Raw genomic sequence first — 23,278 nt, 5'->3', positions numbered from 1 at the left:
CAGGACTTTCGAAACACCCCCTAGCCGTCGTTGCGTAGGGCGGACAGGGTGTCGATGCGGTTTGTTGTGATGGAGTCCACGCCCAGGGTCAGCAGGCGGCGCATGGAGCGGCGGGTGTCGGGGGTCCAGACCGAGAGCAGGTAGCCGTCGCGGTGGACGCGGTCGGCGAGGGCGCGGTCGACCAGGCCGAAGCGGTAGTTGAGCCAGCGCGGGCGTACCGCGGCCAGCAGCGCGGGGCGCGGTGGGGCCAGGGTCGTCCAGGTCAGGGCGATCTCGGCGGCCGGGTCGGCGGTGCGTACGGCGAGCATGGCGGGGGCGGACGCGCAGTAGTACACGTGGTCCCGCGCCCCGCACTCGCGTACGACGTCCACGATCCGGCGTACGGCCCGGACGCTCGGCTCGCCCGGCAGGTCCAGCATCAGCCGGCTGCCGTCCATCGCCGTCAGCGCCTCGGCCAGCGTCGGCACCCCGCCCGCCGTCAGCCCGCGCACCTCGTCCGCCGAAAGGGAGCCGAGCGGCCGGTCCTGCTGCCACAGCCGCTTCAGCGTCGCGTCGTGCAACAGGACCGGTACGCCGTCCCGGGTGAGGCGTACGTCGGCCTCGACGGCGTCGGCGCCCCGGGTGAGCGCGGAGCGGAGCGAGTCGAGGGTGTTCTCGCGGGCGACGTAGGGGTCGCCGCGGTGGGCGACGGCGGTCAGCTTCTGCATGGGGCCATTCTTGTCGGATGGCGGCGAATGACGGCGTATGGCTTCGGGGTCAGAGGGCCAGCCATGTGGTCGTGTACGTGTCGATCTCCGACTTGATGCGGGTCTTGCCTGGTTCGTCCAGGAAGGATGCCTCGACCGCGTTCTTCGCGAGGTCGGCCACACCCCGCTCGTCCAGGTCGAGGAGCCTTGCGGCCGCCGCGTACTCGTTGTTGAGGTCGGTGCCGAACATCGGCGGGTCGTCGGAGTTGATCGTGACCAGGACCCCCGCCTTCACGAACTCCTTGACCGGATGCTCGTCGAGCGTGCGCACCGCGCGCGTGGCGATGTTCGACGTCGGGCACACCTCCAGCGGGATCCGGTGCTCGGCGAGGTGCGCCAGCAGCTTCGGGTCCCGCGCGGAAGTGGTGCCGTGCCCGATGCGCTCGGCCCGCAGGTACGTGAGGGCGTCCCAGACCGTCTCCGGTCCGGTGGTCTCGCCGGCGTGCGGCACGGAGCGGAGTCCGGCGGCGATCGCCCGGTCGAAGTACGGCTTGAACTGCGGCCTCGGTACGCCGATCTCGGGCCCGCCGAGCCCGAACGACACCAGCCCCTCGGGGCGCACCGCGTCGTCGGTGGCGAGCCGCACCGTCTCCTCGGCGGACACCAGCCCGGCCTCGCCGGGGATGTCGAAGCACCAGCGCAGTATGGTCCCGAACTCGGTCTCCGCCGCCTTGCGCGCGTCCTCGATCGCGTCCATGAAGGCGCGCTCCTCGATACCGCGCCGGGTGGAGGAGAACGGGGTGATGGTCAGCTCGGCGTAGCGCACCTGCTGCCGGGCCAGGTCCCGGGCCACCTCGTACGTCAGCAGCCGTACGTCCTCCGGGGTGCGGATCAGGTCGACGACGGACAGGTACACCTCGATGAAGTGGGCGAAGTCCGTGAACGTGAAGTAGTCGGCGAGGGCCTCGGGGTCGGTGGGGACCTTGGAGTCGGGGTGGCGGGCGGCCAGTTCGGAGACGATGCGCGGGGAGGCGGAGCCGACGTGGTGGACGTGCAGTTCGGCCTTGGGCAGTCCGGCGATGAAGGCGTGCAGGTCGCGCGGGGCGAGCGCGTCGCGTACGGCTGCTTGGTCGGTCAAGGTTCCTCCCCGGGAACGGCGTCCCCGGCCGGGCTGCGGCGCGGCGGGACGCGGGTGATCGGCTGATCGATGACTCGGGGATCATCGTAGGCCGGGCCAGCGCCCGGCAGACACGGGCCGTAGCATGACGGCACGCAACAGAGGGGGTCCGCGCAATGTCCGACGACGCGCGCACGCCGCAGACGCCGGACGCGCCGGGGAACGCGGGGGCGCAGGGGGCGGCGACTCCGCCCGCCGTTGGCCGTGACGCCTGGGCCGGACGACAGGGGGAGGCCGGCACAGTGGGCATGGACAAGGAACCCGAAGACGCGGCTCCGCAGGGCGCCGTGGGCGAGACCGGGGCGAGCCGGCCCTCCTTCGAGAAGCCGAGCCCGGCGGGCGGGTCCGCTGCGGCCGCCGGCGCGGAGCCGAACCCTTGGGCGGCCCCGGCCGATGCGCCCGGACCGGGTGGCCCCGGTGGCACCGGTGGCACCGGTGGCACCCTCGCCTCGAACGAGCTGCCGGCCTGGCCGGCCCCCTCCGTGCACGACCAGCGGACGGTCACGTCGATGCCGGCGACGGACACGCCGGATGCGACGCCGCCGAACCCGGCGTGGGCCAACCCGTTCGCGGCGCCGAGCTCCTCGACGCCGGCCAACCCGTTCGCGCCGCCGGCCCCCACGCCGCCCGCGCACGCCTCCGCGGCCAACCCCTTCGCGCCCCCCGCCGCACCGAGCCCCACCCCGTACCCCCCTGACGCGACCGTCCCCCCGCCGCCGATCGCCCCCGACGGCCCCGGCCAGGTCCCGTACGGCTACCCCGGCGGCCCGGGCGGCTACGGCTATCCGACCCCGTCCGGCTACGGCGGCCATGGCCCGCAGACCCATGGCAGCGCGGGCTACTACGGCTGGCCCGGCCTGCAGCCCATGCCGAGCAACGGCATGGGGACGGCCAGTCTGGTCGTCGGGATCATCTCGGCCGTCATCTTCTGTCTGTGGCCGATCGCCATCATCCTGGGAGTGCTGGCCCTGATCTTCGGCACGATCGGTCGGGGCAAGGCGCGCCGCGGTGAGGCGACGAATGCTGGGCAGGCCCTGGCCGGGATCATCTGCGGTGCCGTGGGTCTGGTCCTGGGTCTGGGGATGCTGGCGTTCGTGATCGCCACGGCGTAGGGGGCGCGACGGCGTAGGCAGGAAGGGGCGGCCCTCGAGGGATCGTCCGGTCGGCCGTGGGAGCCCGACCGCCCTCCAGGGGGCTCCGCCCCCTGGAGGCCCGGCCTATGCCCACCCGCCACCCGTTTACGGTCGGGAGAAGGGTGGACGACTCGGCCGGGGCCTCGCCCCTCGCAACCGGTCCCGCGCCCTCCCCAGCCACGGCCGCTGAGCCGCGCCCCTGGGCAACCGGTCCCGCGCTCCCTCAGCCACCACTCAGCTCCTCCTCGCACTCGGCGGCCCCACACGCCCCTCATCACCGCCCTTCAACCGCGCCCCTCGCAACCGGTCCCGCCCGCCCCTTCAGTCACCGCCATCCAGCTGCGCCCCTCGCAATCGGCGGCCCCACATGCCCCTCAGTCACCGTCCCTCGCAACCGGCCCTCGCGCTCGCTCAGCCACCACCCCTCAACCCCCCTCAGCCCCACTCCCCAACCGCCCCCGCGCCTCCATCAACGCAAACCCCAACAAATTCGGCCCCCGCCACCGCTCCGGATCCCCCGCGCCCTCATCCGTCGCCGCGAGCCCGATCCCCCACACCCGGTCCACCGGGCTCGCCTCCACCAGCACCCTCCCGCAGCCTTCGGCCGGGGGGACCCCCATCTCGCTTCGCTCGCCCGTGCCCAGCAGAAACTCCCGCAGTGCGGCGTGCGCGGCGAACTTGTGCATGCTGCCCTCGACCACGATCCCGAAGCGTTCCCGCTCCCATGTCGCCTCGTCGAAGCCCCGCACCAGCCGCCCGGCCTTCTTCGCCAGCGACGGGTGGCCGGCGGCCAGCACCTGACGCTCCGCCGCCGTGTCCTCGAACAGCCGCGCCTTCGCCGCCATCATCCAGTGCTCGGCCGTCGCGTACTCCACCCCGTCCACCGTGAACGGCGACGGCCACCACTGGCTCAGACAGCCCGCCCCGATCCGGCCGTCCGGCAGCGGGCGGTGCCCCCAGAAGTGGAGATATCTGACCCGCGTCCCTGCCCGGACCGCGCTGATCAGGGCGTCCCGAGAGTCGATCTTCCCCGTCTTCCTCGTCTTCCCCGTGGTTCGTTCCATGTGCCCGAGTCTGGCAGTCACCACTGACACTCTGTCCTCTCATTTCCACGCTCGCTCGACACCCGGTCGACAGATTCCGTCGCGTAACCAAAAGGCAACAACGGAATCACTTGTTGAGAGTCACTCCCTCTGTCAGGATCGGCACTCAAATCGAGCTGGAGCTACGCCACCTGCCTCCGAGGAGGTGGGGCGACGGCGGAGGAGAGCGACGACATGCACAACCCGGGCAACGCCACCCCGGACCGGTTCCCGGCCCAGGACCGCTTCGCGGACGGCGCGCAGTACATCGCGGGCCGGCTGACGAAGAGCACCTCCGGCCGTACGCACGCGGTCGTCGACCCGTCGACCGGCGAGGAGGTGTTCACGTACGAGTTGGCCGGCGTCGATGACGTCGATGCCGCTGTCGCCGCGGCCCGCGAGGCCTTCCCGGGCTGGGCCGCCACCACTCCCGGCGAGCGTTCCGACGCCCTGCACCGGTTCGCCGCCGTCCTCGCCGACCGTGCCGAGGACTTCGCCCGCGCCGAGTCCCTTCAGTGCGGGAAGCCGCTCAAGCTCACCCGTGAGTTCGACGTGCCGGGGACGATCGACAACACCGCCTTCTTCGCGGGTGCCGCCCGGCATCTACAGGGGCAGTCGGCCGGTGAGTACTCCGGCGACCACACCTCGTACGTCCGCCGCGAACCCATCGGCGTCGTCGGTTCCATCGCACCGTGGAACTACCCCCTCCAGATGGCCGCCTGGAAGATCCTCCCGGCCGTCGCCGCGGGCAACACCATCGTGCTCAAGCCCGCCGAGCTCACCCCGCTCACCTCCCTCCTCTTCGCCCAGGCGGCCACGGACGCCGGGATCCCGGACGGTGTCATCAACATCGTCAACGGGACGGGGAAGGAAGCGGGCGAGCATCTCGTCGGTCACCCCGACGTGGCCATGACCTCCTTCACCGGCTCCACCGCCGTCGGCAGGCGCGTCGCCGAGATCGCGACGGCCACCGTCAAGCGCCTCCACCTGGAGCTCGGCGGCAAGGCACCCTTCGTCGTGTTCGACGACGCCGACCTGGAGGCCGCCGTCAACGGCGCGGTCGCGGGCGCGCTCATCAACACCGGGCAGGACTGCACGGCCGCCACGCGCGCGTACGTGCAACGGCCGCTGTACGAGGCGTTCGTCGGGAAGACCGCGGCCCTCATGGAGAGCGTCCGGCTCGGGGATCCGTTCGCCCCCGGTACCGATCTCGGTCCCCTCATCTCGCACGCGCAGCGTGACCGTGTCGCCGGGTTCGTCGACCGTGCGCGTGCCTACGCGCGCGTGGTGACCGGTGGCGAGGCTCCTCAGGGAGATCTCAAGAACGGTTCGTACTATCGCCCCACCCTCGTCGCTGACGCCCCTCAGGACAGCGAGATCGTCCAGTCCGAGATCTTCGGTCCGGTCCTCGTGGTCCTGCCCTTCGACAGCGACGACGAGGGGATCGCTCTCGCCAACGACACGCCCTACGGGCTCGCCGCCTCCGCCTGGAGCCGCGACGTCTACCGGGCGAACCGCGCCACCCGCGAGATCAGGGCGGGCTGTGTGTGGGTCAACGACCACATTCCGATCATCAGCGAGATGCCGCACGGCGGCTATCAGGCGTCCGGCTTCGGCAAGGACATGTCCACCTACTCCTTCGAGGAGTACACGCAGGTCAAGCACGTCATGTTCGACAACACGGCGGTCGCCCGGAAGGACTGGCACCGCACGATCTTCGGGGACCGGCGGTAGCCACCACCCGGCGGTAGCCGGACATCCACTACCGCCGGGCTACCGCCGGGTGAGACGACACAGGCCGTCTGACCCGCGGCCGCACTCTCCCAAAGGGCATCTCCCGAAAGGGCACCACGCGCATGGAGCAGTTCGAGCCCGACCGCCCGTCCCCGGCCCAGCTGGCCGCGATGCGGCGCAGCCTCCGCAACGGCCGGGCCGCCATGACCCGCCGTTCCCTGCTGCGCGCCTCCGCGGGCGGCGCGCTCGCGGTCGGCGGTCTCGGGGCGCTGAGCGCCTGCGGCATCCCCGCGGCGGGCAAGTCGCAGGGCGGCGAAGCCGCGGACGACCTCTCGGCCAAGGAGAAGACCGTCAGTTTCTCCAACTGGACCGAGTACATGGATGTCGATGACTCCGGCAAGCACCATCCGACGCTTGAGGCGTTCACCAAGCGGACCGGCGTCAAGGTCAAGTACACCGAGGACATCAACGACAACAACGAGTTCTTCGGCAAGATCAAGCCGCAGCTCGCGGCCGGTCAGGCCACCGGGCGCGACATCATCGTCCTCACCGACTGGCTGGCCGGCCGCCTCATCCGCCTGGGGTGGGTCCAGAAACTGGACCCGTCCAACCTGCCGCACGCCTTCGCGAACCTGTCGCAGCAGTTCCGCAACCCCGACTGGGACCCCGGCCGGGCGTACTCGTACCCCTGGCAGGGCATCTCGACCGTCATCGCCTACAACAAGAAGGCGCTCGACGGCGTCGAGGTGAAGTCGGTCTCCGACATGCTCGACAACCCCAGGCTGAAGGGCCGGGTCGGCTTCCTCACCGAGATGCGCGACACCATCGGGATGACGCTGCTCGACATGGACAAGCGGCCGGAGAAGTTCACGGACGACGACTACGACGCCGTGGTCGCCCGCCTCCAGAAGGCCGTCGACAAGGGCCAGATCCGCCGCTTCACCGGCAACGACTACACGTCCGACCTCACCAGCGGCGACTTCGCGGCCTGCATCGCGTGGGCCGGCGACGTCGTCCAGCTGAAGGCCGACAGCCCGGACATCGACTTCCTGATCCCGGACAGCGGCTACATGACGTCCAGCGACAACATGCTGATCCCCAACAAGGCCCGTCACAAGACGAACGCCGAGCGGCTCATCGACTACTACTTCGAGCCGCGGGCGGCCGCCGAGCTCGCCGCCTACATCAACTACGTCTGTCCTGTCGACGGCGTGAAGGAAGAGCTTGCGAAGATCGACGAGGACGCGGCGAACAACCCGCTGATCCTCCCCGACCAGGCCATGCAGGCGAAGTCCCATGCCTTCCGCTCCCTGAGCTCGAAGGAAGAGACGGCCTACGAAGAGAAGTTCGCGAAGCTCACAGGGGCGTGACCACGATGACGAACGACACCAGCGGCGACGTCCGCCTCTCCGGGATCAGCAAGGCCTACGGCTCCTTCACCGCCGTACACCCGCTCGACCTGACCGTGCCGCAGGGTTCCTTCTTCGCCCTGCTCGGCGCCTCCGGCTGCGGCAAGACCACCACCCTGCGCATGATCGCGGGCCTGGAGGAACCTTCCGCCGGCACCGTCTTCCTCGGCGACCAGGAGGTCACCCGGCTGCCGCCGTACAAGCGGCCCGTGAACACGGTCTTCCAGTCCTACGCCCTCTTCCCGCACCTCGACATCTTCGAGAACGTCGCCTTCGGCCTGCGCCGACGCGGCATCAAGTCGGTGAAGAAGCAGGTCGAGGAGATGCTCGACCTCGTTCAGCTCGGCGAGCAGGCCCGCAAGAAGCCGCACCAGCTGTCGGGTGGCCAGCAGCAGCGTGTGGCCGTCGCCCGCGCCCTCATCAACCACCCCAAGGTGCTCCTCCTCGACGAGCCCCTCGGCGCCCTCGACCTCAAGCTGCGCCGCCAGATGCAGCTGGAGCTCAAGCGCATCCAGACCGAGGTCGGCATCACCTTCGTCCATGTCACGCACGACCAGGAGGAGGCCATGACCATGGCCGACACGGTCGCCGTGATGAACGCGGGCCGTGTCGAACAGCTCGGTTCGCCCGCCGACCTCTACGAGAACCCGCGGACGACGTTCGTCGCCAACTTCCTCGGCACCTCGAACCTGATCGAGGCCGACGTCGACTCCAGGAGCGGCGACGAGATCGTCCTCAAGGCGGGCGGCGGCAAGCTGGTCCTCCCCGAGGCCCGCTGCTCCGCGCCCACGACGACCGGCGGCAAGGTGCTGGTCGGCGTCCGCCCGGAGAAGATCTCCCTCACCCACGCCCACGACGCGGGCGAGATCCCGGCGGGCCGCAACCGCATCACCGGCAAGATCGCCGACTCCAGGTTCATCGGCGTCTCCACGCAGTACGTCGTCGACAGCCCCGTCTGCCCCGACTTCGAGGTCTACGCCCAGAACATCGACCGCGACACCCGGCTGGTGCCCGGCGCCGACGTCGTCCTGCACTGGAACCCGGCGCACACCTTCGGACTGGACGCCACCCAGTCCCTGCTTGCCGGGACAGTGGGCTCCGTCGGCATCGAAGAAGAGGCGGCGGTCTGATGGCGACCCTCACCGAGGCGCCACCGCCTCTCTCCCCGACCGCCCCCGCCAAGACGCCGCCCCGCAGACGCGGCCGTCTCGTCCCGTACTGGCTGCTGCTGCCCGGCATCCTCTGGCTGCTGGTCTTCTTCGCGCTGCCGATGATCTACCAGGCCTCCACGTCCGTGCAGACGGGCTCCCTGGAGGAGGGCTACGAGGTCACCTGGCACTTCGCCACCTACTGGGACGCGCTGTCCGAGTACTACCCGCAGTTCCTGCGCTCGGTGCTCTACGCGGGCTCGGCGACCGTCCTGTGCCTGATCCTCGGCTACCCGCTCGCGTACCTCATCGCCTTCCGCGCGGGCCGCTGGCGGAACCTGATCATGATCCTGGTGATCGCGCCGTTCTTCACCAGCTTCCTGATCCGCACCCTCGCCTGGAAGACGATCCTCGCGGACGGCGGCCCGGTCGTCGGCGCCCTCAACACGCTGCACGTCCTGGACGTCACCAGCTGGCTCGGCATGACCTCCGGCGACCGCGTCCTGGCCACCCCGCTCGCGGTGGTCTGCGGTCTGACGTACAACTTCCTGCCGTTCATGATCCTGCCGCTCTACAGCTCGCTGGAGCGCATCGACGGCAGGCTGCACGAGGCGGCGGGCGACCTGTACGCCAAGCCGATCACCACCTTCCGCAAGGTCACCTTCCCGTTGTCGATGCCGGGCGTGGTCTCCGGCACGCTGCTGACCTTCATCCCGGCCGCCGGTGACTACGTCAACGCGGATCTGCTCGGCTCGGCCGACACCCGCATGGTCGGCAACGTCATCCAGACGCAGTTCCTGCGGATTCTGGACTATCCGACGGCCGCCGCCCTCTCTTTCATCCTGATGGCCGCCATCCTCGTCATGGTCACGGTCTACATCCGCAAGTCCGGGACGGAGGATCTGGTTTAAATGGCCCTCGTCAACTGGCTCAGGCGCAATCTCGTCGTCATCGCGGGACTGCTGACGCTCGGATATCTGCTGCTGCCGAACATCATCGTGACGGTGTTCTCCTTCAACGAACCGAGGGGGCGCTTCAACTACGAATGGCAGCAGTTCTCCGCGGACGCCTGGAAGGACCCGTGCGGGGTCTCCGACCTGTGCGGCTCGCTGTCGGTCAGCCTCCGGATCGCCTTCTGGGCGACGCTCGGCGCCACCGCCCTCGGCACGATGATCGCCTTCGCGCTGGTCCGCTACCGCTTCCGCGCGCGGGGCGCGATCAACTCGCTGATCTTCCTGCCGATGGCGATGCCCGAGGTCGTCATGGCGGCCTCGCTGCTCACCCTGTTCCTCAACATGGGTGCGCAGTTGGGATTCTGGACGATCCTCATCGCGCACGTCATGTTCTGCCTCAGCTTCGTCGTGACGGCGGTCAAGGCGCGCGTGATGTCGATGGACCCGAGGCTGGAGCAGGCGGCGCAGGACCTGTACGCGGGCCCCTTCCAGACCTTCATCCGCGTCACGCTGCCGATCGCGGCGCCCGGAATCGCCGCCGGCGCCCTGCTCGCTTTCGCGCTCTCCTTCGACGACTTCATCATCACCAATTTCAACGCGGGCTCGACCGTCACCTTCCCGATGTTCGTCTGGGGCTCGGCACAGCGCGGAACGCCCGTCCAGATCAATGTCATCGGCACGGCCATGTTCCTCGTCGCCGTACTGTTCGTCCTGGCCTCCATGGTCATCGGAAATCGCCGTACGAAGCAGAAGGCATAACCCCGAACAACCCCTGTAGGGAGTTGAAATCATGGCCCCAAGCGCCATGAGCCGTGGCAGGAACTGGACCAAGTCACTTTCCGAAGCCCAGCCGGTCCCGTACTGGCTGGACGACCCCGGCAAGCCCCACCCCGAACCCGCCCTCACCTCCGCCGAGTCCTGCGACCTGCTGGTCGTCGGCGGCGGATACAGCGGACTGTGGACCGCGCTCCTCGCCAAGGAGCGCGACCCGCAGCGGGACGTGGTGCTGCTCGAAGGCCGCGAGGTGGGCTGGGCCGCCTCGGGCCGCAACGGCGGCTTCTGCGCCGCCTCCCTCACCCACGGTCTGCCCAACGGCCTGACCCGCTGGCCGGACGAGATCCACCGGCTGGAGGAACTGGGCGCCCGCAACCTCGACGAGATCGAGAAGGCGGTCGCCCGCTACTCCCTGGACTGCGACTTCGAGCGCACCGGCGAGATCGACGTCGCGACGGAGACATACCAGGCGTGGGAACTGCGCGACTGGTACGAGGAGTTGGAACGCAAGGGCCTCGCCGACGGCATGGAGTTCCTGGACGCCGACGCGGTACGCGCGCAGGTCGACTCACCGACCTTCCAGGCCGGCCTCCACGACCGCCGCGGCGTCGCCATGCTCAACCCGGCCAAGCTGGCGTGGGGCCTGAAGCGCGCGTGCGCCGAACTCGGTGTCCGCGTCTACGAGCACACACCCGCTCTCACCCTGAAGCCGTACGGCGCCGGGATGGCCGTAAGCACTCCGTACGGTTCGGTACGCGCCCGCAAGGTCGCCCTCGGCACGAACATCTTCCCGAACCTGGTCAGACGCGTCCGCGCCTACACCGTCCCGGTCTACGACTACGCCCTGATGACCGAGCCGCTGAGCGCGGAGCAAAGGGTGTCGATCGGCTGGCAGAACCGGCAGGGACTCGGGGACAGCGCCAACCAGTTCCACTACTTCCGCCTCTCCGCCGACAACCGCGTCCTGTGGGGCGGCTACGACGCGATCTACCCGTATGGCGGCCGGGTGCGCGCCGAGTACGACGACCGCCCGGAGACCTACGCCAAGCTCGCCGGGCACTTCTTCACCTGCTTCCCGCAGCTGGAGGGCGTCCGCTTCACGCACGCGTGGGGTGGCGCCATCGACACCTGCTCCCGCTTCTCCGCCTTCTACGGCACCGCCCACCACGGCAAGGTGGCGTACGCGGCGGGCTTCACGGGCCTCGGTGTCGGGGCGACCCGGTTCGGCGCGGACGTGATGCTGGACCTGCTGGCGGGGGAGACCACGGAGCGCACCTCGCTCGAGATGGTCCGCAAGAAGCCCCTGCCCTTCCCGCCGGAGCCGTTCGCCTGGACCGGCATCGCGCTCACGAAGTGGTCGCTGGCCCGCGCCGACGCGCACGGCGGGCGGCGCAACCTGTGGCTGAAGGCGATGGACCGGCTGGGACTCGGCTTCGACAGTTGAGCGCCGTGCAGGACGGGCTTCTTCGTGCCGCCGGGCACGGCCGCGCGCCGGGTCGGCACGGGCATCCGTACGGCCGGAAGCCAGCACCTGGATCGTCGTGCCGGCTCCGGGCCGGTCCACCGGTGGGGTGCGCTGGCTGGTCCCCCCTGGACGGCTCCGGCACCCTCACCGACCCGGCCCTCCTCGAACTGGCCATGCAGGAGGAGAGTCAGGCGGACGGATTCCGGTCACCTCGCCGGCCGACCGTGCGGTCGGCGCGGGGCCACGCCCGCGGCTTTGCGAGGAACAGCCACAGAGACGTCAGCAGCACCGCACACAGACACCAGCTGGCCACGACGTCCAGGGGCCAGTGATAGCCCTGCCGGACCAGCCCCAAGCCCACGCCCGCGTTGACGACGGCGCAGCCGATGACGAGCTCACGGCGGGCATAGGCGGAGCGCAGCCAGGGGAACAGGAGCAGGGTCGCGGCGCCGTAGGCGACGGCGGCCGTGGCTGTGTGGCCGGACGGGTACAAGCCGGTGGCGAGCGGCACGACCGGGGCGCCGGGGCGGTCGGTCAGTTCCTTGAGGGGGATGACCAGCACCGGGACCAGAGCCATCAGGAGGACCGCGGCTGTGGCCGGTAGCCACCAGCGGTCTGTACCGATACCGCGGGCGCGTACGGCGACGTACACCAGGACTACGGCGAGGACCGGCACCGCGACCTGCACACTGCCCAGATCGGCGAGGAGCCCGGAGAAGCGGTCCGGGTGGACCAGGGCGCGGCTGACGCGAGCGTCGGCAGCCAGCAGCGGGCCGTCGATGACGACCTGCCAGGTACTGAGCGCGAAGAGGAGGGCCGGAAGCCCGAGAAGGAGGAAGAGGGAGGTCGGCCACCCCGGAACAGGGGGGGTGGTTCCGAGGTGGCCGTCCGGATCGGATGGTCGGCCGCCCCGGGGGGTTTGGGGCGGGCGACTGTCCGATCGGTGAGGAGATCCGGAGCCGGAGGCTCCGTTTGTGTGCGCGAGGGCACGACCAGGTCGAAGCTGGGGAGGCCCCGTCCTGATGTCGCCCACAGTTCCCTGTGGGCGGGGTGTATCTCTCATCTGGGTAGAACCTACGACAGCGTCCGGACGTAGGACAGCCGGAATGGCGTCCTGACATCCACCTCGCACACCTTCTTCACACGCTCTGACGGTGGCCGCCCCAGCCCCGGAACCACGGCGGATGCCAGGCTGGGGCGGATGGGGTCCCTGTGGCCAGGACCTGTCGCTCACCAGTGGTTTTCCTGTGGCGTCAGATGCGAGCGAAGGCCTGCTCGATGATGTCGAGGCCCTCGTTGAGCAGATCCTCGCCGATGACGAGCGGGGGCAGGAAACGCAGCACGTTGCCGTAGGTGCCACAGGTCAGGACCAGCAGGCCCTCCTGGTGGCAGGCCTTGGCGAGGGCGGCGGTCGCCTCCGGGTTCGGCTCCTTCGTCGTACGGTCCTTGACCAGCTCGATGGCGATCATCGCGCCACGGCCGCGGACGTCGCCGACGATGTCGAACTTCTCGGCCATGGCACCGAGCCGGGCCTTCATGACGGCCTCGATGTTCTTCGCCTTGGCGTTGAGGTCGAGCTCCTTCATCGTCTCGATCGAGCCCAGCGCACCGGCGCAGGCGACCGGGTTGCCGCCGTAGGTGCCGCCCAGGCCACCCGCGTGCGCGGCGTCCATGATCTCGGCGCGGCCGGTGACGGCGGCGAGCGGCAGCCCGCCGGCGATGCCCTTCGCGGTCGTGATCAGGTCGGGCACGATGCCCTCGTCCTCACACGCGAACCACTGGCCCGTACGGCAGAAGCCGGACTGGATCTCGTCGGCTACGAAGACGATGCCGTTGTCGGCGGCGAACTGGCGGACCGCCGGGAGGAAGCCCTTGGCGGGCTCGATGAAGCCGCCCTCGCCGAGGACCGGCTCGATGATGATCGCGGCGATGTTGTCCGCGCCGACCTGCTTGGACATCTGGTCGATGGCCTGCGCGGCGGCCTCGGGACCGCAGTTGTCGGCGCCGGTCGGCCAGCGGTAGCCGTACGCCACCGGGACGCGGTACACCTCGGGCGCGAACGGCCCGAAGCCGTGCTTGTACGGCATGTTCTTCGCCGTCAGGGCCATCGTCAGGTTGGTGCGGCCGTGGTAGCCGTGGTCGAACACGACGACGGCCTGGCGCTTGGTGTACGCACGGGCGATCTTCACGGCGTTCTCGACGGCCTCGGCGCCGGAGTTGAAGAGGGCGCTCTTCTTGGCGTGGTCACCGGGCGTCAGCTCGGCCAGCGCCTCGGCGACCGCCACGTACCCCTCGTACGGCGTGACCATGAAGCAGGTGTGGGTGAAGTCGGCGAGCTGCGCGGACGCCCGGCGTACGACGGCCTCCGCGGACGCGCCGACCGACGTCACGGCGATGCCGGAACCGAAGTCGATCAGCCGGTTCCCGTCGACGTCCTCGATGATCCCGCCGCCCGCACGCGCGGTGAACACGGGCAGCACGGAGCCCACGCCCTGCGCGACCGCGGCGGTACGGCGGGCCTGCAGCTCCTGCGACTTCGGACCGGGGATGGCGGTGACGACGCGGCGCTCCTGCGGAAGTGCGCTCATGAGGGGCTCCTGGGGTGGGGGTTTTGCGGACGCTTGGGTTCTTTTCTCGCAGGCTAGGGCGGGGAATGGGGGGTGGGCATGCTCCATGTGGGCGTTGTCGGGCGGGCGGGTTGTCCGTGGTGGACATGGCGACGGAGACGGGTTCCGGCCGTGTGTGCGGTGAACTGCCCTTGCGGGGGCGTTAGATTGACTTGCTGATGGTGGACGGAACGGCTGGTCAGGGGGCAACGGCGATGGACAGCGACGGGACGCAGGACGCGCGGGGCACGCATGCGACGCCTGTGCCGCGTCCAACGGTGCCGCCGGACGCCCCGGCGATGCCGCCGCGACCGCCCGCGATGCCGCCGTTGCCGGACGGTTCGGCGTTCCTGACCTGGCTGCGGACGCCGCGACCGGAGGAGCGACCGGGGGTGTGGCGGTTCGGGCACGTACCCCGGCCCGAGGAGGAGCCGGAGCGGATTCCCGGGCGCCAGCTGCTGAGCGGGGCGCTGATCGCGTTCCTGGTCGGGTGGCTGATCTGGTCATTGGTGTGGAACGGCTATCTCGGCGGTTGGTGGCTGCTGCCTCTCCACGCGATGACGGACTCCTGGACGTCGCCCAAGTCGTACAGCCGTGTGGTTTTCAGCTACACGTGGTACGTCATCGTCGCGTCGGCGATCATGATCAGCGTCGGCCGCCTGGGCCGCTGGGGCGAGGTCTGGCGCCGCTACGGCTGGCCCGCCTGGCGCCGCCGCACCGCACCGGTGAACGAGCGGCCGCCCGCACCCGAACAGGACCGCGCCGCGTGGCCCACGCTGCGCAGCGCCGGCGCCGTCGACGCCGCCGACCGGCTGGCCGCCGACGCCCGTTCCGGGCTGATGAGGGACGTCGACTACGCCCGGATCGCCCGCGCCTGGCAGGGCGTACGCAGCGGCCGGCACAGCCTCGCCACCTTCGCCTCGGCCGTGCTCAAGGACGGCGCCGCCGCCTGTCCGCACCCCTCCGGCGCCCGCGACCTGCCCACCCGGCTCGCCCGGCACGACCTCGTCGCCGAACAGGTCCGGCTCGGCACGACCGCCGACGACCCGCGCAACCCGTATGCCTACCGCGGCACCGGCCTCGCCCTCGGCCCCGAACTCCTCGGCACGTCCCTGCTCGCCGTCGGCCCGGCCGGGTCCGGCAAGACCGGCACGGTGGTCCGGCCGCTCGCCGAGTCGCTCTGCCTGCACGCGCTCGCCGGGCGCGCCGCGGTCGTCGTGGTGGGCGCGGCGGGCGCCGGGCTCGGCGCGGCGGACTCGTACGACGTCGTCGTGCGGATCGGGAATCCGGAGTCCGTCTACGACCTCGACCTGTACGGCGGGACCACCGACCCCGACGAGGCCGCGGCCGTGCTCGCCGAGGCGCTCGTCGGTGACCTCGCCGACCCGCACCCGGGCAGCGACAGCCGCCGCTCCACGACCGTGCTGGCCCAGCTCCTCGGACCGTTCCGGGCCGTCCACGGCCGCTTCCCCTCCGTACCGGAGCTGCGGCAGCTGCTGGACGGCGCGCCCGGGGAGCTCGGTGCGCTGCGTACGGCGCTGGAAGGGTCGGGGCAGGAGTCGCTGCTGCGGGAACTGGACGCCCGGGAACGGCAGTTGGGGCATCCCGGGGATGTGGCGGGGGTGCTCGCGGACCGGGTGGCGCTGCTCGACCGGCCGGCGTTCGCGGGGTTTTTCGACACGTCGGGGCAGTCGCGGCCGTTCTCGCTGAAGGCCCTCGACCACCCTGTGCGGGTGCGCATCGACCTGCCCCAGCGCGGACACGCCGAGGCCTCACGGATGCTGGCTCGGCTGGTGCTGGCGCAGTTCACGGCGAGTGTGGCGGTACGGGAGGACCGGTCGCTGTTCGCGTGCCTGGTGCTGGACGACGCGACGGGGGTCGTGACGCCCGAGGCGGTGCGCGGGATCCAGCGGCTGCGGTCGGGCAACGCGGGGACCGTACTGACGCTGCGGTCGCTCGACGACGTACCGAGGCCGTTGCGCGGGCCGCTGCTGGGCGCCACCGGATGCCGGATGGCGCTGGCCGGGGTCACGCCGTGGGACGGGCAGGACTTCGCCGAGGTGTGGGGCAAGGAGTGGACCGAGGCGCGGGACGTCACCGACCGGCAGATCATCGCCGAGACGCCGGCCGGGAAAGCGGCGCACGCGCTGCGCCGGGTCATCACCGGCAAGGCGCCGACCGCGCGGGCCGTGACCGTGCGGCAGGTCGAGCGGGAGCGGTGGTCGGCCTCTGAGTTGGCTCATGCGGTGCCGGCGGGGCATGCGGTGTTGTCGTTGACGAATGTGACGGGGGAGCACGCTCCGCCGCTGCTCGTGGATCTGCGGGACTGAGGGGATCGGCTGGGTGGTGACCGTACGGTGAGGCAGAATCGCCATAGGTCGTTCATACATCGCGGCCAAAGGATCACAGAGATCACACAGACCTGAAGGCCTCATGCCCCCGACGCTCGCCTCGCTCGTCCACCACTCCACGCTCAAGCTGACCGTACGCGCGGGTGAGGACCGGCTGGACGTGCCCGTCCGCTGGGCGCATGTCAGTGAGCTGGCCGACCCCGTGCCGTACATGGAGGGCGGGGAGCTGCTGCTGATCACCGCGCTCAAGCTGGACGCGGAGGATCCGCAGGCCATGAGCCGCTATGTGAAGCGGCTGGTCGGGGCGGGGGTCGTCGGGCTCGGCTTCGCCGTCGGGGTCAATTACGAGGACATCCCCAAGGCTCTTGTCGATGCGGCGGAGCGCGAGGGGCTGCCGCTGCTCGAGGTGCCGCGCCGCACCCCCTTCCTCGCCATCAGCAAGGCGGTCTCCGCGGCCATCGCGGCGGACCAGTACCGGGCGGTGACAGCCGGCTTCGCGGCTCAACGGGAGCTGACGAAACAGGCGTTGACGGACGGGCCGGAGGGGCTGCTGGGGGCGCTGGCCGCGCAGGTGGACGGCTGGGCGGCGCTCTACGACGCGTCCGGTGCCGTCGTCGCGACCGCCCCCGAGTGGGCCGGACGGCGGGCGGCACGGCTGACGGCGGACGTGGAGCGGCTGCGGGAGCGGCCGGCGCCGGCGTCGTCCGTGGTGGGCGGGCCGGAGTACGAGGACCGCGTCGAACTGCACACGCTGGGCACGGGACGGCGGCCCCGGGCGGCGCTCGCGGTCGGTACCGCGGCGACGCTCGGGACGGCGGAACGCTACGCCGTCCACTCGGCGATCGCGCTGCTGACGCTGACGACGGAACGGTCGCGGGCGTTGCAGGCGGCCGAGCAGCGGGTGGGGGTGGCGGTCCTGCGGATGCTGTTGGCCGGGGAGCCCGACCACGCGCGGGCGGTGGCCGGGGATCTGTACGGCGAGTTGCTCGACGCGCCCTTCCGGATGATCGTCGCCGAGGCGGTGTCGGCGTCGGCCGCGCGGGTGTCCGTCGACGGGCGGGTGGGGCTGCCGGTGGGCAAGCCGTCGGCTGCCGCGCTGGCCGCCGCGTCCGATGTGAACGGCGATCCGCTCGGTGCCCTTGCCGAGGTTCTCGAGGCGGCGGCCGCTCGGGCGGGGGAAGCTGTGCTGGTCGTGCCCGAAGGGGGCGGGGAGAGGGAGCGGCTGGTGGTGCTGGCCGTGGATGAGGGGGCTGCCGTCGGGGCGTGCGGGGAGTACGCGGCGGCGCTGGAGGCGGCCCGGGCCGGGGAGCAGGAGGTCGGCGCCGACGAGGACGAACTGGTCGTGGGGTTGTCCGCGCCGGCCGGGCCGATCGCTGCGGCGGCGGCCTACAAGCAGGCCGAGCAGGCGTTGTCGGTGGCTCGGCGGCGGGGGCGGGTGCTCGTGGAGCATGAGCAGTTGGCGGCGGGGTCTGTGGTGCCGTTGCTGGCTGATGATGCGGTGAAGGCGTTCGCGGACGGGTTGTTGCGGGCGTTGCGCGAGCATGATGCGACGGGTCGGGGGGATCTGGTGGCCTCGTTGCGGGCGTGGTTGTCGCGGCATGGGCAGTGGGATGCGGCGGCTGCGGATCTGGGGGTGCATCGGCATACGTTGCGGTATCGGATGCGGCGGGTCGAGGAGATTCTCGGGCGGTCGCTGGATGATCCGGATGTGCGGATGGAGCTGTGGCTGGCGTTGAAGGCGACGTCTGCGGAGTGAGTGCGGGTGCGGGTGTGTGGGGGTGCGCGTCCCTGGGGGCTCCGCCCCCAGACCCCCGGCCTATGCCTACCCACCACCCGTTGACTGTCAGGAGAGAGGTGGGCCCATCACCCCATTACCCCGCCACTTCGGCGCACCCCCCACCCCCACTCATACGACTCGGACAAACGCCCCTCCGTCCCCGCACCCCTACCGTGGACCCCGGACCCCAAGAACACCCCCAACGCGGAAGGGCCGGGATTCGCACATGACTTCCACCCATGCCTTCTGGCTCGCCGGCCGCCAGGTCACCGGCGAGGACAGCTTCGACGTCACCTCCCCGTGGGACGATCGGCTCGTCGGCAAGGTCAGTGTGCCTACGGACGCGCAGACCGAGGAGGCCGTGGCCGCCGCGTACGCCGTCCGCGAGGACTTCGCAGCGACCCCGGCACACGTACGGGCCGCCGCCCTCGACCACGTGAGCCGGCGGCTCGTCGAGCGGACCGAGGAGATCGCCCGGCTCATCTCCGCCGAGAACGGCAAGCCCCTCAAGTGGGCCCGGGGCGAGGTCGGGCGCGCCGTTTCCGTGTTTCGGTTCGCCGCCGAGGAAGCCCGGCGGTTCAACGGCGGTGAGGCCCAGCGGCTCGACACCGACCTCGGCGGTCAGGGGCGCCTCGCCTTCACACGGCGCTTCCCGAAGGGGGTCGTCCTCGGCATCGCGCCCTTCAACTTCCCGCTCAACCTGTGCGCCCACAAGATCGCCCCGGCCATCGCCGCCGGCGCGCCGATCATCCTGAAGCCCGCCCCGGCCACCCCGCTCTCGGGGCTCGTCATCGGTGAGCTCCTCGCCGAGACCGAGCTGCCGGCCGGGGCCTGGAGCATCCTTCCCGTGCCGAACGACCGGATGCCGGCCCTCGTGCAGGATCCGCGGCTGCCGGTCATCTCCTTCACCGGTTCCGAGAAGGTCGGCTACGCGATCATGGACTCCGTGCCGCGCAAGCACTGCACCCTGGAGCTGGGGGGCAACGGCGCGGCCGTCGTCCTCGCCGACTTCGCGAGCGACGAGGACCTCGACTGGGCCGCCGGGCGCATCGCCACCTTCTCCAACTACCAGGGCGGGCAGTCCTGCATCTCCGTCCAGCGGGTCATCGCGGACACCTCCGTGTACGACCGGCTGCTGCCCCGTATCGTCGCCGCCGTCGAGGCCCAGATCACCGGCGATCCGGGCGATGACAAGACCGACGTCGGGCCGTTGGTCAGCGAGGACGCCGCCAAGCGCGTCGAGGCGTGGGTCGACGAGGCGGTCGAGGCCGGGGCCGCTCTGCTCACCGGCGGCAAGCGCGACGGCGCCTCCTACGCGCCCACCGTCCTCACCGACGTGCCCGCCGACGTCGCCCTCTCCTGCGAGGAGGTCTTCGGGCCCGTCCTCACCGTGCAGAGGGCCGACGGGGAGGCCGCCGCCTTCGCCGCAGTCAACGACTCCAAGTACGGGCTGCAGGCGGGTGTGTTCACCCGCGATCTGCAGACCGCCTTCCGTGCGCACCGCGCGCTCGAGGTCGGCGGCGTCGTCATCGGCGACGTGCCCTCCTACCGCGCCGACCAGATGCCGTACGGCGGTGCCAAGCAGTCCGGAGTGGGGCGCGAGGGCGTGAAGTTCGCGATGGACGACTACACGTACGAGCGGGTGATGGTCCTCACCGGGCTCAACCTCTAGCTAATGGGAACCATTTTCAGATAAGGTTCCCGAAAGGGCCCGGCACCGATGCCTTCCGGTGCCGGGCCCTTTCTCTGTGCCGGTCTTCTCCGGACCCTCAACCGGAGAAGCCGACGTGTGCGAGCCGCAGCGGGCCCCGCAGTCTCAGGTGGACGTCGCGGACGCCCTCGGCGCGGATTCCGGCGCCGAGCGTCGTGTAGTCGTACGGGTCGGAGTGCGATGAGTCCGACGCGTCCGACGACTCCGGCGACAGGATCGCGAGCACCGGGCCGCCGTCCAGCGACACCTCGACCGCGCCCTTGCCCGCCACGGTCGCCGTCAGCTCCGTGATGCCGTCTCCGAAGTCGCAGTCCCGGTAGATCAGTTCGCCCGCCCGGCCCTGCGCCGCCGTCACCGCGTCGCCCGACGTCTTCGTGCGGTCGACGATCTCGACGCCGCGCTGCTCGTCGAAGTCGGCCGCGTCCAGGCCGTGTTGGAGGACGGCGCGCGGTGCGGCGGACTCTCCGTCGAGGAGCGCGGTCGTACGCAGGCGGATGTCCTCGCTGGAGGCGCCCGCCAGGATGTCGTACGGGCCCGGCTCGCGGCGCCAGGCGCCTCGCGCCACGTCCCAGAAGTCGAAGGCGGACAGCGGGACTTCGAACCGCAGCTCCGTCCGCTCGCCCGGCGCCAGGCTCACCCTGCTGTGCGTCAGCAACTCGCGGCGCGGGCGCGGGACCGTCGGTTCGACGGCGCGCGTGTAGAGCTGGGCGACCTCGTCGGCCCGCACGTCACCGGTGTTGGTGACCGTGAAGGAGACGTGCAGTGCGCCGTCGTCCGCGCGGGTCGTCAAGTCGGAGTAGGAGAAGGCCGCGTAGGACAGGCCGTGTCCGAACGGGAACAGTGGGGTGCCCTCGAAGTAGAGGTACGTCTGGCGGCCGCCGATCACGTCGTAGTCGAGGAGGCCGGGCAGGTCGGCGTCGTCCTCGTACCAGGTCTGCGGGAGGCGGCCCGCGGGGGAGACGTCGCCGGCCAGGATCCGGGCCAGTGCGGTGCCGGCCGCCTGGCCGCCGTGGGACATCCACAGGATCGCGGGGAGGGAGCCGGTCTCGCATGCGTACGGGTACGCCGAAACCAGCGCGAGCACCGTGTTCGGGTTGGCCGCGCGGGCCGCGCGCAGCAGGCGCTCCTGGTGGGCGGGGAGGGCCAGGGTCGTACGGTCCTCGGTCTCGCGGCCGTTGATGTGCGGGTCGTTGCCCGCGACCACCACGACCACGTCGGCCTGCTCGGCGACCCTGGCCACCGCGTCTTCACCCCGCTCGGCGATGATCAGCTCGAAGATTTCCGGATTCGCATCGGCAACCTTGACGCCGTCGGCGGCGACAGAGACGTGGCGACCCGTGCCGGCGTGCTTGAGGAGGTGACCGTTCTCATGGGGTTCCAGGTGGAATGTCTCCTGGACGACCCAGCCTCCTGGCTGGTCGGCGGAGGCGCGGACATAGCCGTCCTCGGCGACCGAGAGATAGCGGCCGTCGGGGGCGCGCAGGGTCAGCACGCCCTCGCCCCAGTCGACCAGCGCGAACTCGGTGCCGGTCGCGTCGGTGGTGAGCGGGGGCAGGTCCGTCCGGCCCGCGAGCAGCGCCGGGTCCAGGGCGCCCTCGGCGCCGCGCACCTCGTCGGTGGCGTCCTCGACGTCCGGCACCTGGAGGAACGTACCGGCGGAGGTCTTCAGCAGGACGCGGTCCACGCCCTCCGCGAACTCCGCACGGCCCGCGCCGAACCGCTCGTACAGGCCCTCCAGCGGCGTCGAACGGTGGATGAGCGTGCCGCTGTACCAGTCGAGCTTGCACTCGTCGGCGAGCAGGCCGACCACGGCGACGCGGGTGTCCGGGGCGAGCGGCAGCACGCCGTCGTTCTTCAGCAGCACGACCGACTGCTCGGCGGCCTCCTGGGCGAGGGCCCGGTGGGCCGGGGTGTCGAAGTCCCTGGTGAGCGCGTGCGGGTCGTACTCCGGGTCGAACTCGCCGAGGCGGAAGCGGACCGACAGCTGACGGCGGACCGCCGTGTCGATGTCCGCCTCGGTCAGCAGGCCCCGGTCGAGGGCTCCGCGGATCCGGGCGGTGATCTGCGAGCCGTCCGTGCCGTGGTCGGTGAAGCTGTCCACGCCGGCCAGCAGCGAGGCGGCCGTGGCCTCCTCGTGGGTGTCGTAGTAGTGCTCGTGGTCGACCAGGTTGGAGGGCGCGCCCGCGTCCGAGCAGACCAGCAGGTCCGCGTCGGTCCAGGCGCGCAGGTGCTCGCGCAGATACGGCGAGACGTGGTTCGGGCGGCCGTTGACCAGGTTGTACGCGGGCATGACGCCGGCCACCGCGCCCGCCTCGACCGTCTCGCGGAAGGCACGCAGGTCGTACTCGTGCAGCACGCGCGGGCGGACGGAACTCGACGTCGTGGCCCGGTCCGTCTCGTTGTTGTGCGCGAGCCAGTGCTTGAGGACGGGCGCGGTGCGCCAGTATGTCGGGTGGTCGCCGCGCAGGCCGTGCGTGTACGCGGTGGCGATCGCCGAGGTGAGCTTCGGGTCCTCCGAGTAGCCCTCCTCGTTACGGCCCCACAGCGGGTGCCGCAGGAGGTTCACGGTGGGGGCCCAGACGTTGAGGCCCACGCGGTCGTCCTTGGCGCGCATCGCGCGGGTCTCCTTGGAGACGGCCTCGCCGACGCGGCGTACGAGCTCGGTGTTCCAGGTCGCGCCGAGACCGACCGACTGCGGGAAGACCGTCGCCGGACCCATCCACGCCACACCGTGCAGCGCCTCCTGGCCGGTGCGGAACGCGGCGACGCCGAGCCGTTCGACCGCGGGGGCGAACTGGTGCAGGAACGCGATCTTCTCGTCGAGGGTGAGCCGCGACAGCAGGTCGTCGATGCGCTTCGCGAACGGCAGGTGCGGGTCGCGGAAAGGCGGCGTAGGCGGCGTTTGTGCGGTCACGTGGGGATCCCCTTGCGATGGAGCGACGAGGTGCTTTCGAAGCGCTTCGATGCTCATTCGACCCGGGGGTGGGTGTCAAGACACCCCGGCGCAACAACTCTGTCTCCGGACCGTATTTCAAGCAGCGCGGGAGAGGCGCTGGTCGGGCCGTACCGCGGAGGAATCTTGGATACGACCCTTGTGCACCCCCTTGCCTTCACTTAACCTCGCAGCAACATCGAAGCGCTTCGACTATGAGGCCCGCCCACTCTGTGGGGCGCAGACCTCGGTATTCGTCGGAGGACCGCTTCAGCTCAGCCAGTTCCACTTAAGACACCGCAGCCGACGGCCCACCGCCGGGTGTCCTGGTGCGCCATGA

Annotated in this window: 15 protein-coding genes and 2 pseudogenes; 11 read left to right on the top strand and 6 right to left on the bottom strand. The window is 70.9% G+C overall.

Going from position 1 to position 23,278, the window contains the following annotated elements; all coding sequences use genetic code 11:
• Positions 1 to 20: 20 nt before the first annotated feature.
• Together AQJ91_RS43260 and AQJ91_RS43255 are read right to left on the bottom strand one after the other, a co-directional pair.
• Entirely contained in the window at positions 21 to 707 is a 687-nt protein-coding gene (locus AQJ91_RS43260) for a glycerophosphodiester phosphodiesterase (RefSeq protein WP_067034060.1), read from the bottom strand.
• A gap of 49 nt (positions 708 to 756) precedes the next feature.
• Positions 757 to 1,934: pseudogene (locus AQJ91_RS43255) on the bottom strand (adenosine deaminase).
• 45 nt (positions 1,935 to 1,979) lie between these two features.
• Between AQJ91_RS43255 and AQJ91_RS56890 the strand changes: the two are divergent.
• On the top strand, positions 1,980 to 2,975 hold the full coding sequence (locus tag AQJ91_RS56890; protein ID WP_234383393.1) for a DUF4190 domain-containing protein: 996 nt from the start codon (positions 1,980 to 1,982) through the stop codon (positions 2,973 to 2,975).
• A 446-nt stretch (positions 2,976 to 3,421) separates the two neighbouring features.
• On the opposite strand, the gene AQJ91_RS43245 is transcribed toward AQJ91_RS56890, so the two are convergent.
• Entirely contained in the window at positions 3,422 to 4,060 is a 639-nt protein-coding gene (locus AQJ91_RS43245; protein WP_067034054.1) for an NADAR family protein, read from the bottom strand.
• A gap of 213 nt (positions 4,061 to 4,273) precedes the next feature.
• Between AQJ91_RS43245 and AQJ91_RS43240 the strand changes: the two genes are divergently transcribed.
• From AQJ91_RS43240 to AQJ91_RS56885, 7 genes and pseudogenes are all read left to right on the top strand, one after another.
• The gene (locus AQJ91_RS43240; RefSeq protein ID WP_067034050.1) at positions 4,274 to 5,812 is read left to right on the top strand and encodes a gamma-aminobutyraldehyde dehydrogenase; all 1,539 of its coding nucleotides are present in this window, start codon (positions 4,274 to 4,276) and stop codon (positions 5,810 to 5,812) included.
• Between the two features lie 122 nt (positions 5,813 to 5,934).
• Entirely contained in the window at positions 5,935 to 7,182 is a 1,248-nt protein-coding gene (locus AQJ91_RS43235; protein WP_067034047.1) for a polyamine ABC transporter substrate-binding protein, read from the top strand.
• A gap of 5 nt (positions 7,183 to 7,187) precedes the next feature.
• A complete protein-coding gene (locus tag AQJ91_RS43230; protein WP_199848177.1) occupies positions 7,188 to 8,351 on the top strand; it encodes an ABC transporter ATP-binding protein in 1,164 nt (387 codons plus the stop codon).
• The gene (locus AQJ91_RS43225) at positions 8,351 to 9,280 is read left to right on the top strand and encodes an ABC transporter permease (RefSeq protein WP_067034042.1); all 930 of its coding nucleotides are present in this window, start codon (positions 8,351 to 8,353) and stop codon (positions 9,278 to 9,280) included. Before AQJ91_RS43230 ends, AQJ91_RS43225 begins: the two co-directional genes overlap by 1 nt.
• A complete protein-coding gene (locus AQJ91_RS43220) occupies positions 9,281 to 10,081 on the top strand; it encodes an ABC transporter permease (protein WP_067034039.1) in 801 nt (266 codons plus the stop codon).
• A 31-nt stretch (positions 10,082 to 10,112) separates the two neighbouring features.
• Entirely contained in the window at positions 10,113 to 11,540 is a 1,428-nt protein-coding gene (locus tag AQJ91_RS43215; protein ID WP_067034036.1) for an NAD(P)/FAD-dependent oxidoreductase, read from the top strand.
• 9 nt (positions 11,541 to 11,549) lie between these two features.
• Positions 11,550 to 11,743: pseudogene (locus AQJ91_RS56885) on the top strand (hypothetical protein); the annotation flags it as partial.
• A 5-nt stretch (positions 11,744 to 11,748) separates the two neighbouring features.
• Here the strand turns inward: AQJ91_RS56885 and AQJ91_RS43210 are convergent.
• Together AQJ91_RS43210 and gabT are read right to left on the bottom strand one after the other, a co-directional pair.
• Positions 11,749 to 12,624 carry a phosphatase PAP2 family protein gene (locus AQJ91_RS43210; RefSeq protein ID WP_079085645.1) on the bottom strand — a complete coding sequence of 292 codons (876 nt, stop codon included), beginning with the start codon at positions 12,622 to 12,624 and terminating at the stop codon, positions 11,749 to 11,751.
• 190 nt (positions 12,625 to 12,814) lie between these two features.
• A complete protein-coding gene (gabT, locus tag AQJ91_RS43205; protein WP_067034033.1) occupies positions 12,815 to 14,149 on the bottom strand; it encodes a 4-aminobutyrate--2-oxoglutarate transaminase in 1,335 nt (444 codons plus the stop codon).
• Between the two features lie 233 nt (positions 14,150 to 14,382).
• Between gabT and AQJ91_RS43200 the strand changes: the two genes are divergently transcribed.
• The 3 genes from AQJ91_RS43200 (at position 14,383) to AQJ91_RS43190 (ending at position 19,967) form a co-directional block, all read left to right on the top strand.
• Positions 14,383 to 16,497 (top strand): ATP-binding protein, encoded by a 2,115-nt coding sequence (locus tag AQJ91_RS43200; RefSeq protein WP_079085644.1) that lies wholly within the window; start codon positions 14,383 to 14,385, stop codon positions 16,495 to 16,497.
• Positions 16,498 to 16,600: 103 nt separating this feature from the next.
• Entirely contained in the window at positions 16,601 to 18,274 is a 1,674-nt protein-coding gene (locus tag AQJ91_RS43195; protein ID WP_067034027.1) for a PucR family transcriptional regulator, read from the top strand.
• 247 nt (positions 18,275 to 18,521) lie between these two features.
• The gene (locus AQJ91_RS43190) at positions 18,522 to 19,967 is read left to right on the top strand and encodes an aldehyde dehydrogenase family protein (RefSeq protein WP_067034024.1); all 1,446 of its coding nucleotides are present in this window, start codon (positions 18,522 to 18,524) and stop codon (positions 19,965 to 19,967) included.
• 97 nt (positions 19,968 to 20,064) lie between these two features.
• Here AQJ91_RS43190 and AQJ91_RS43185 read toward each other — a convergent pair whose 3' ends face one another.
• Complete coding sequence (locus AQJ91_RS43185; RefSeq protein WP_067034022.1) at positions 20,065 to 22,920, bottom strand: glycoside hydrolase family 3 C-terminal domain-containing protein; 2,856 nt, start codon at positions 22,918 to 22,920, stop codon at positions 20,065 to 20,067.
• Between the last annotated feature and the right edge of the window lie 358 nt (positions 22,921 to 23,278).

The organism is Streptomyces dysideae (assembly GCF_001514305.1).
Lineage (GTDB): Bacteria > Actinomycetota > Actinomycetes > Streptomycetales > Streptomycetaceae > Streptomyces > Streptomyces dysideae.
Note: the sequence above shows the minus strand (reverse complement) of the source record. Positions and strands in the feature narration are given on the sequence as shown.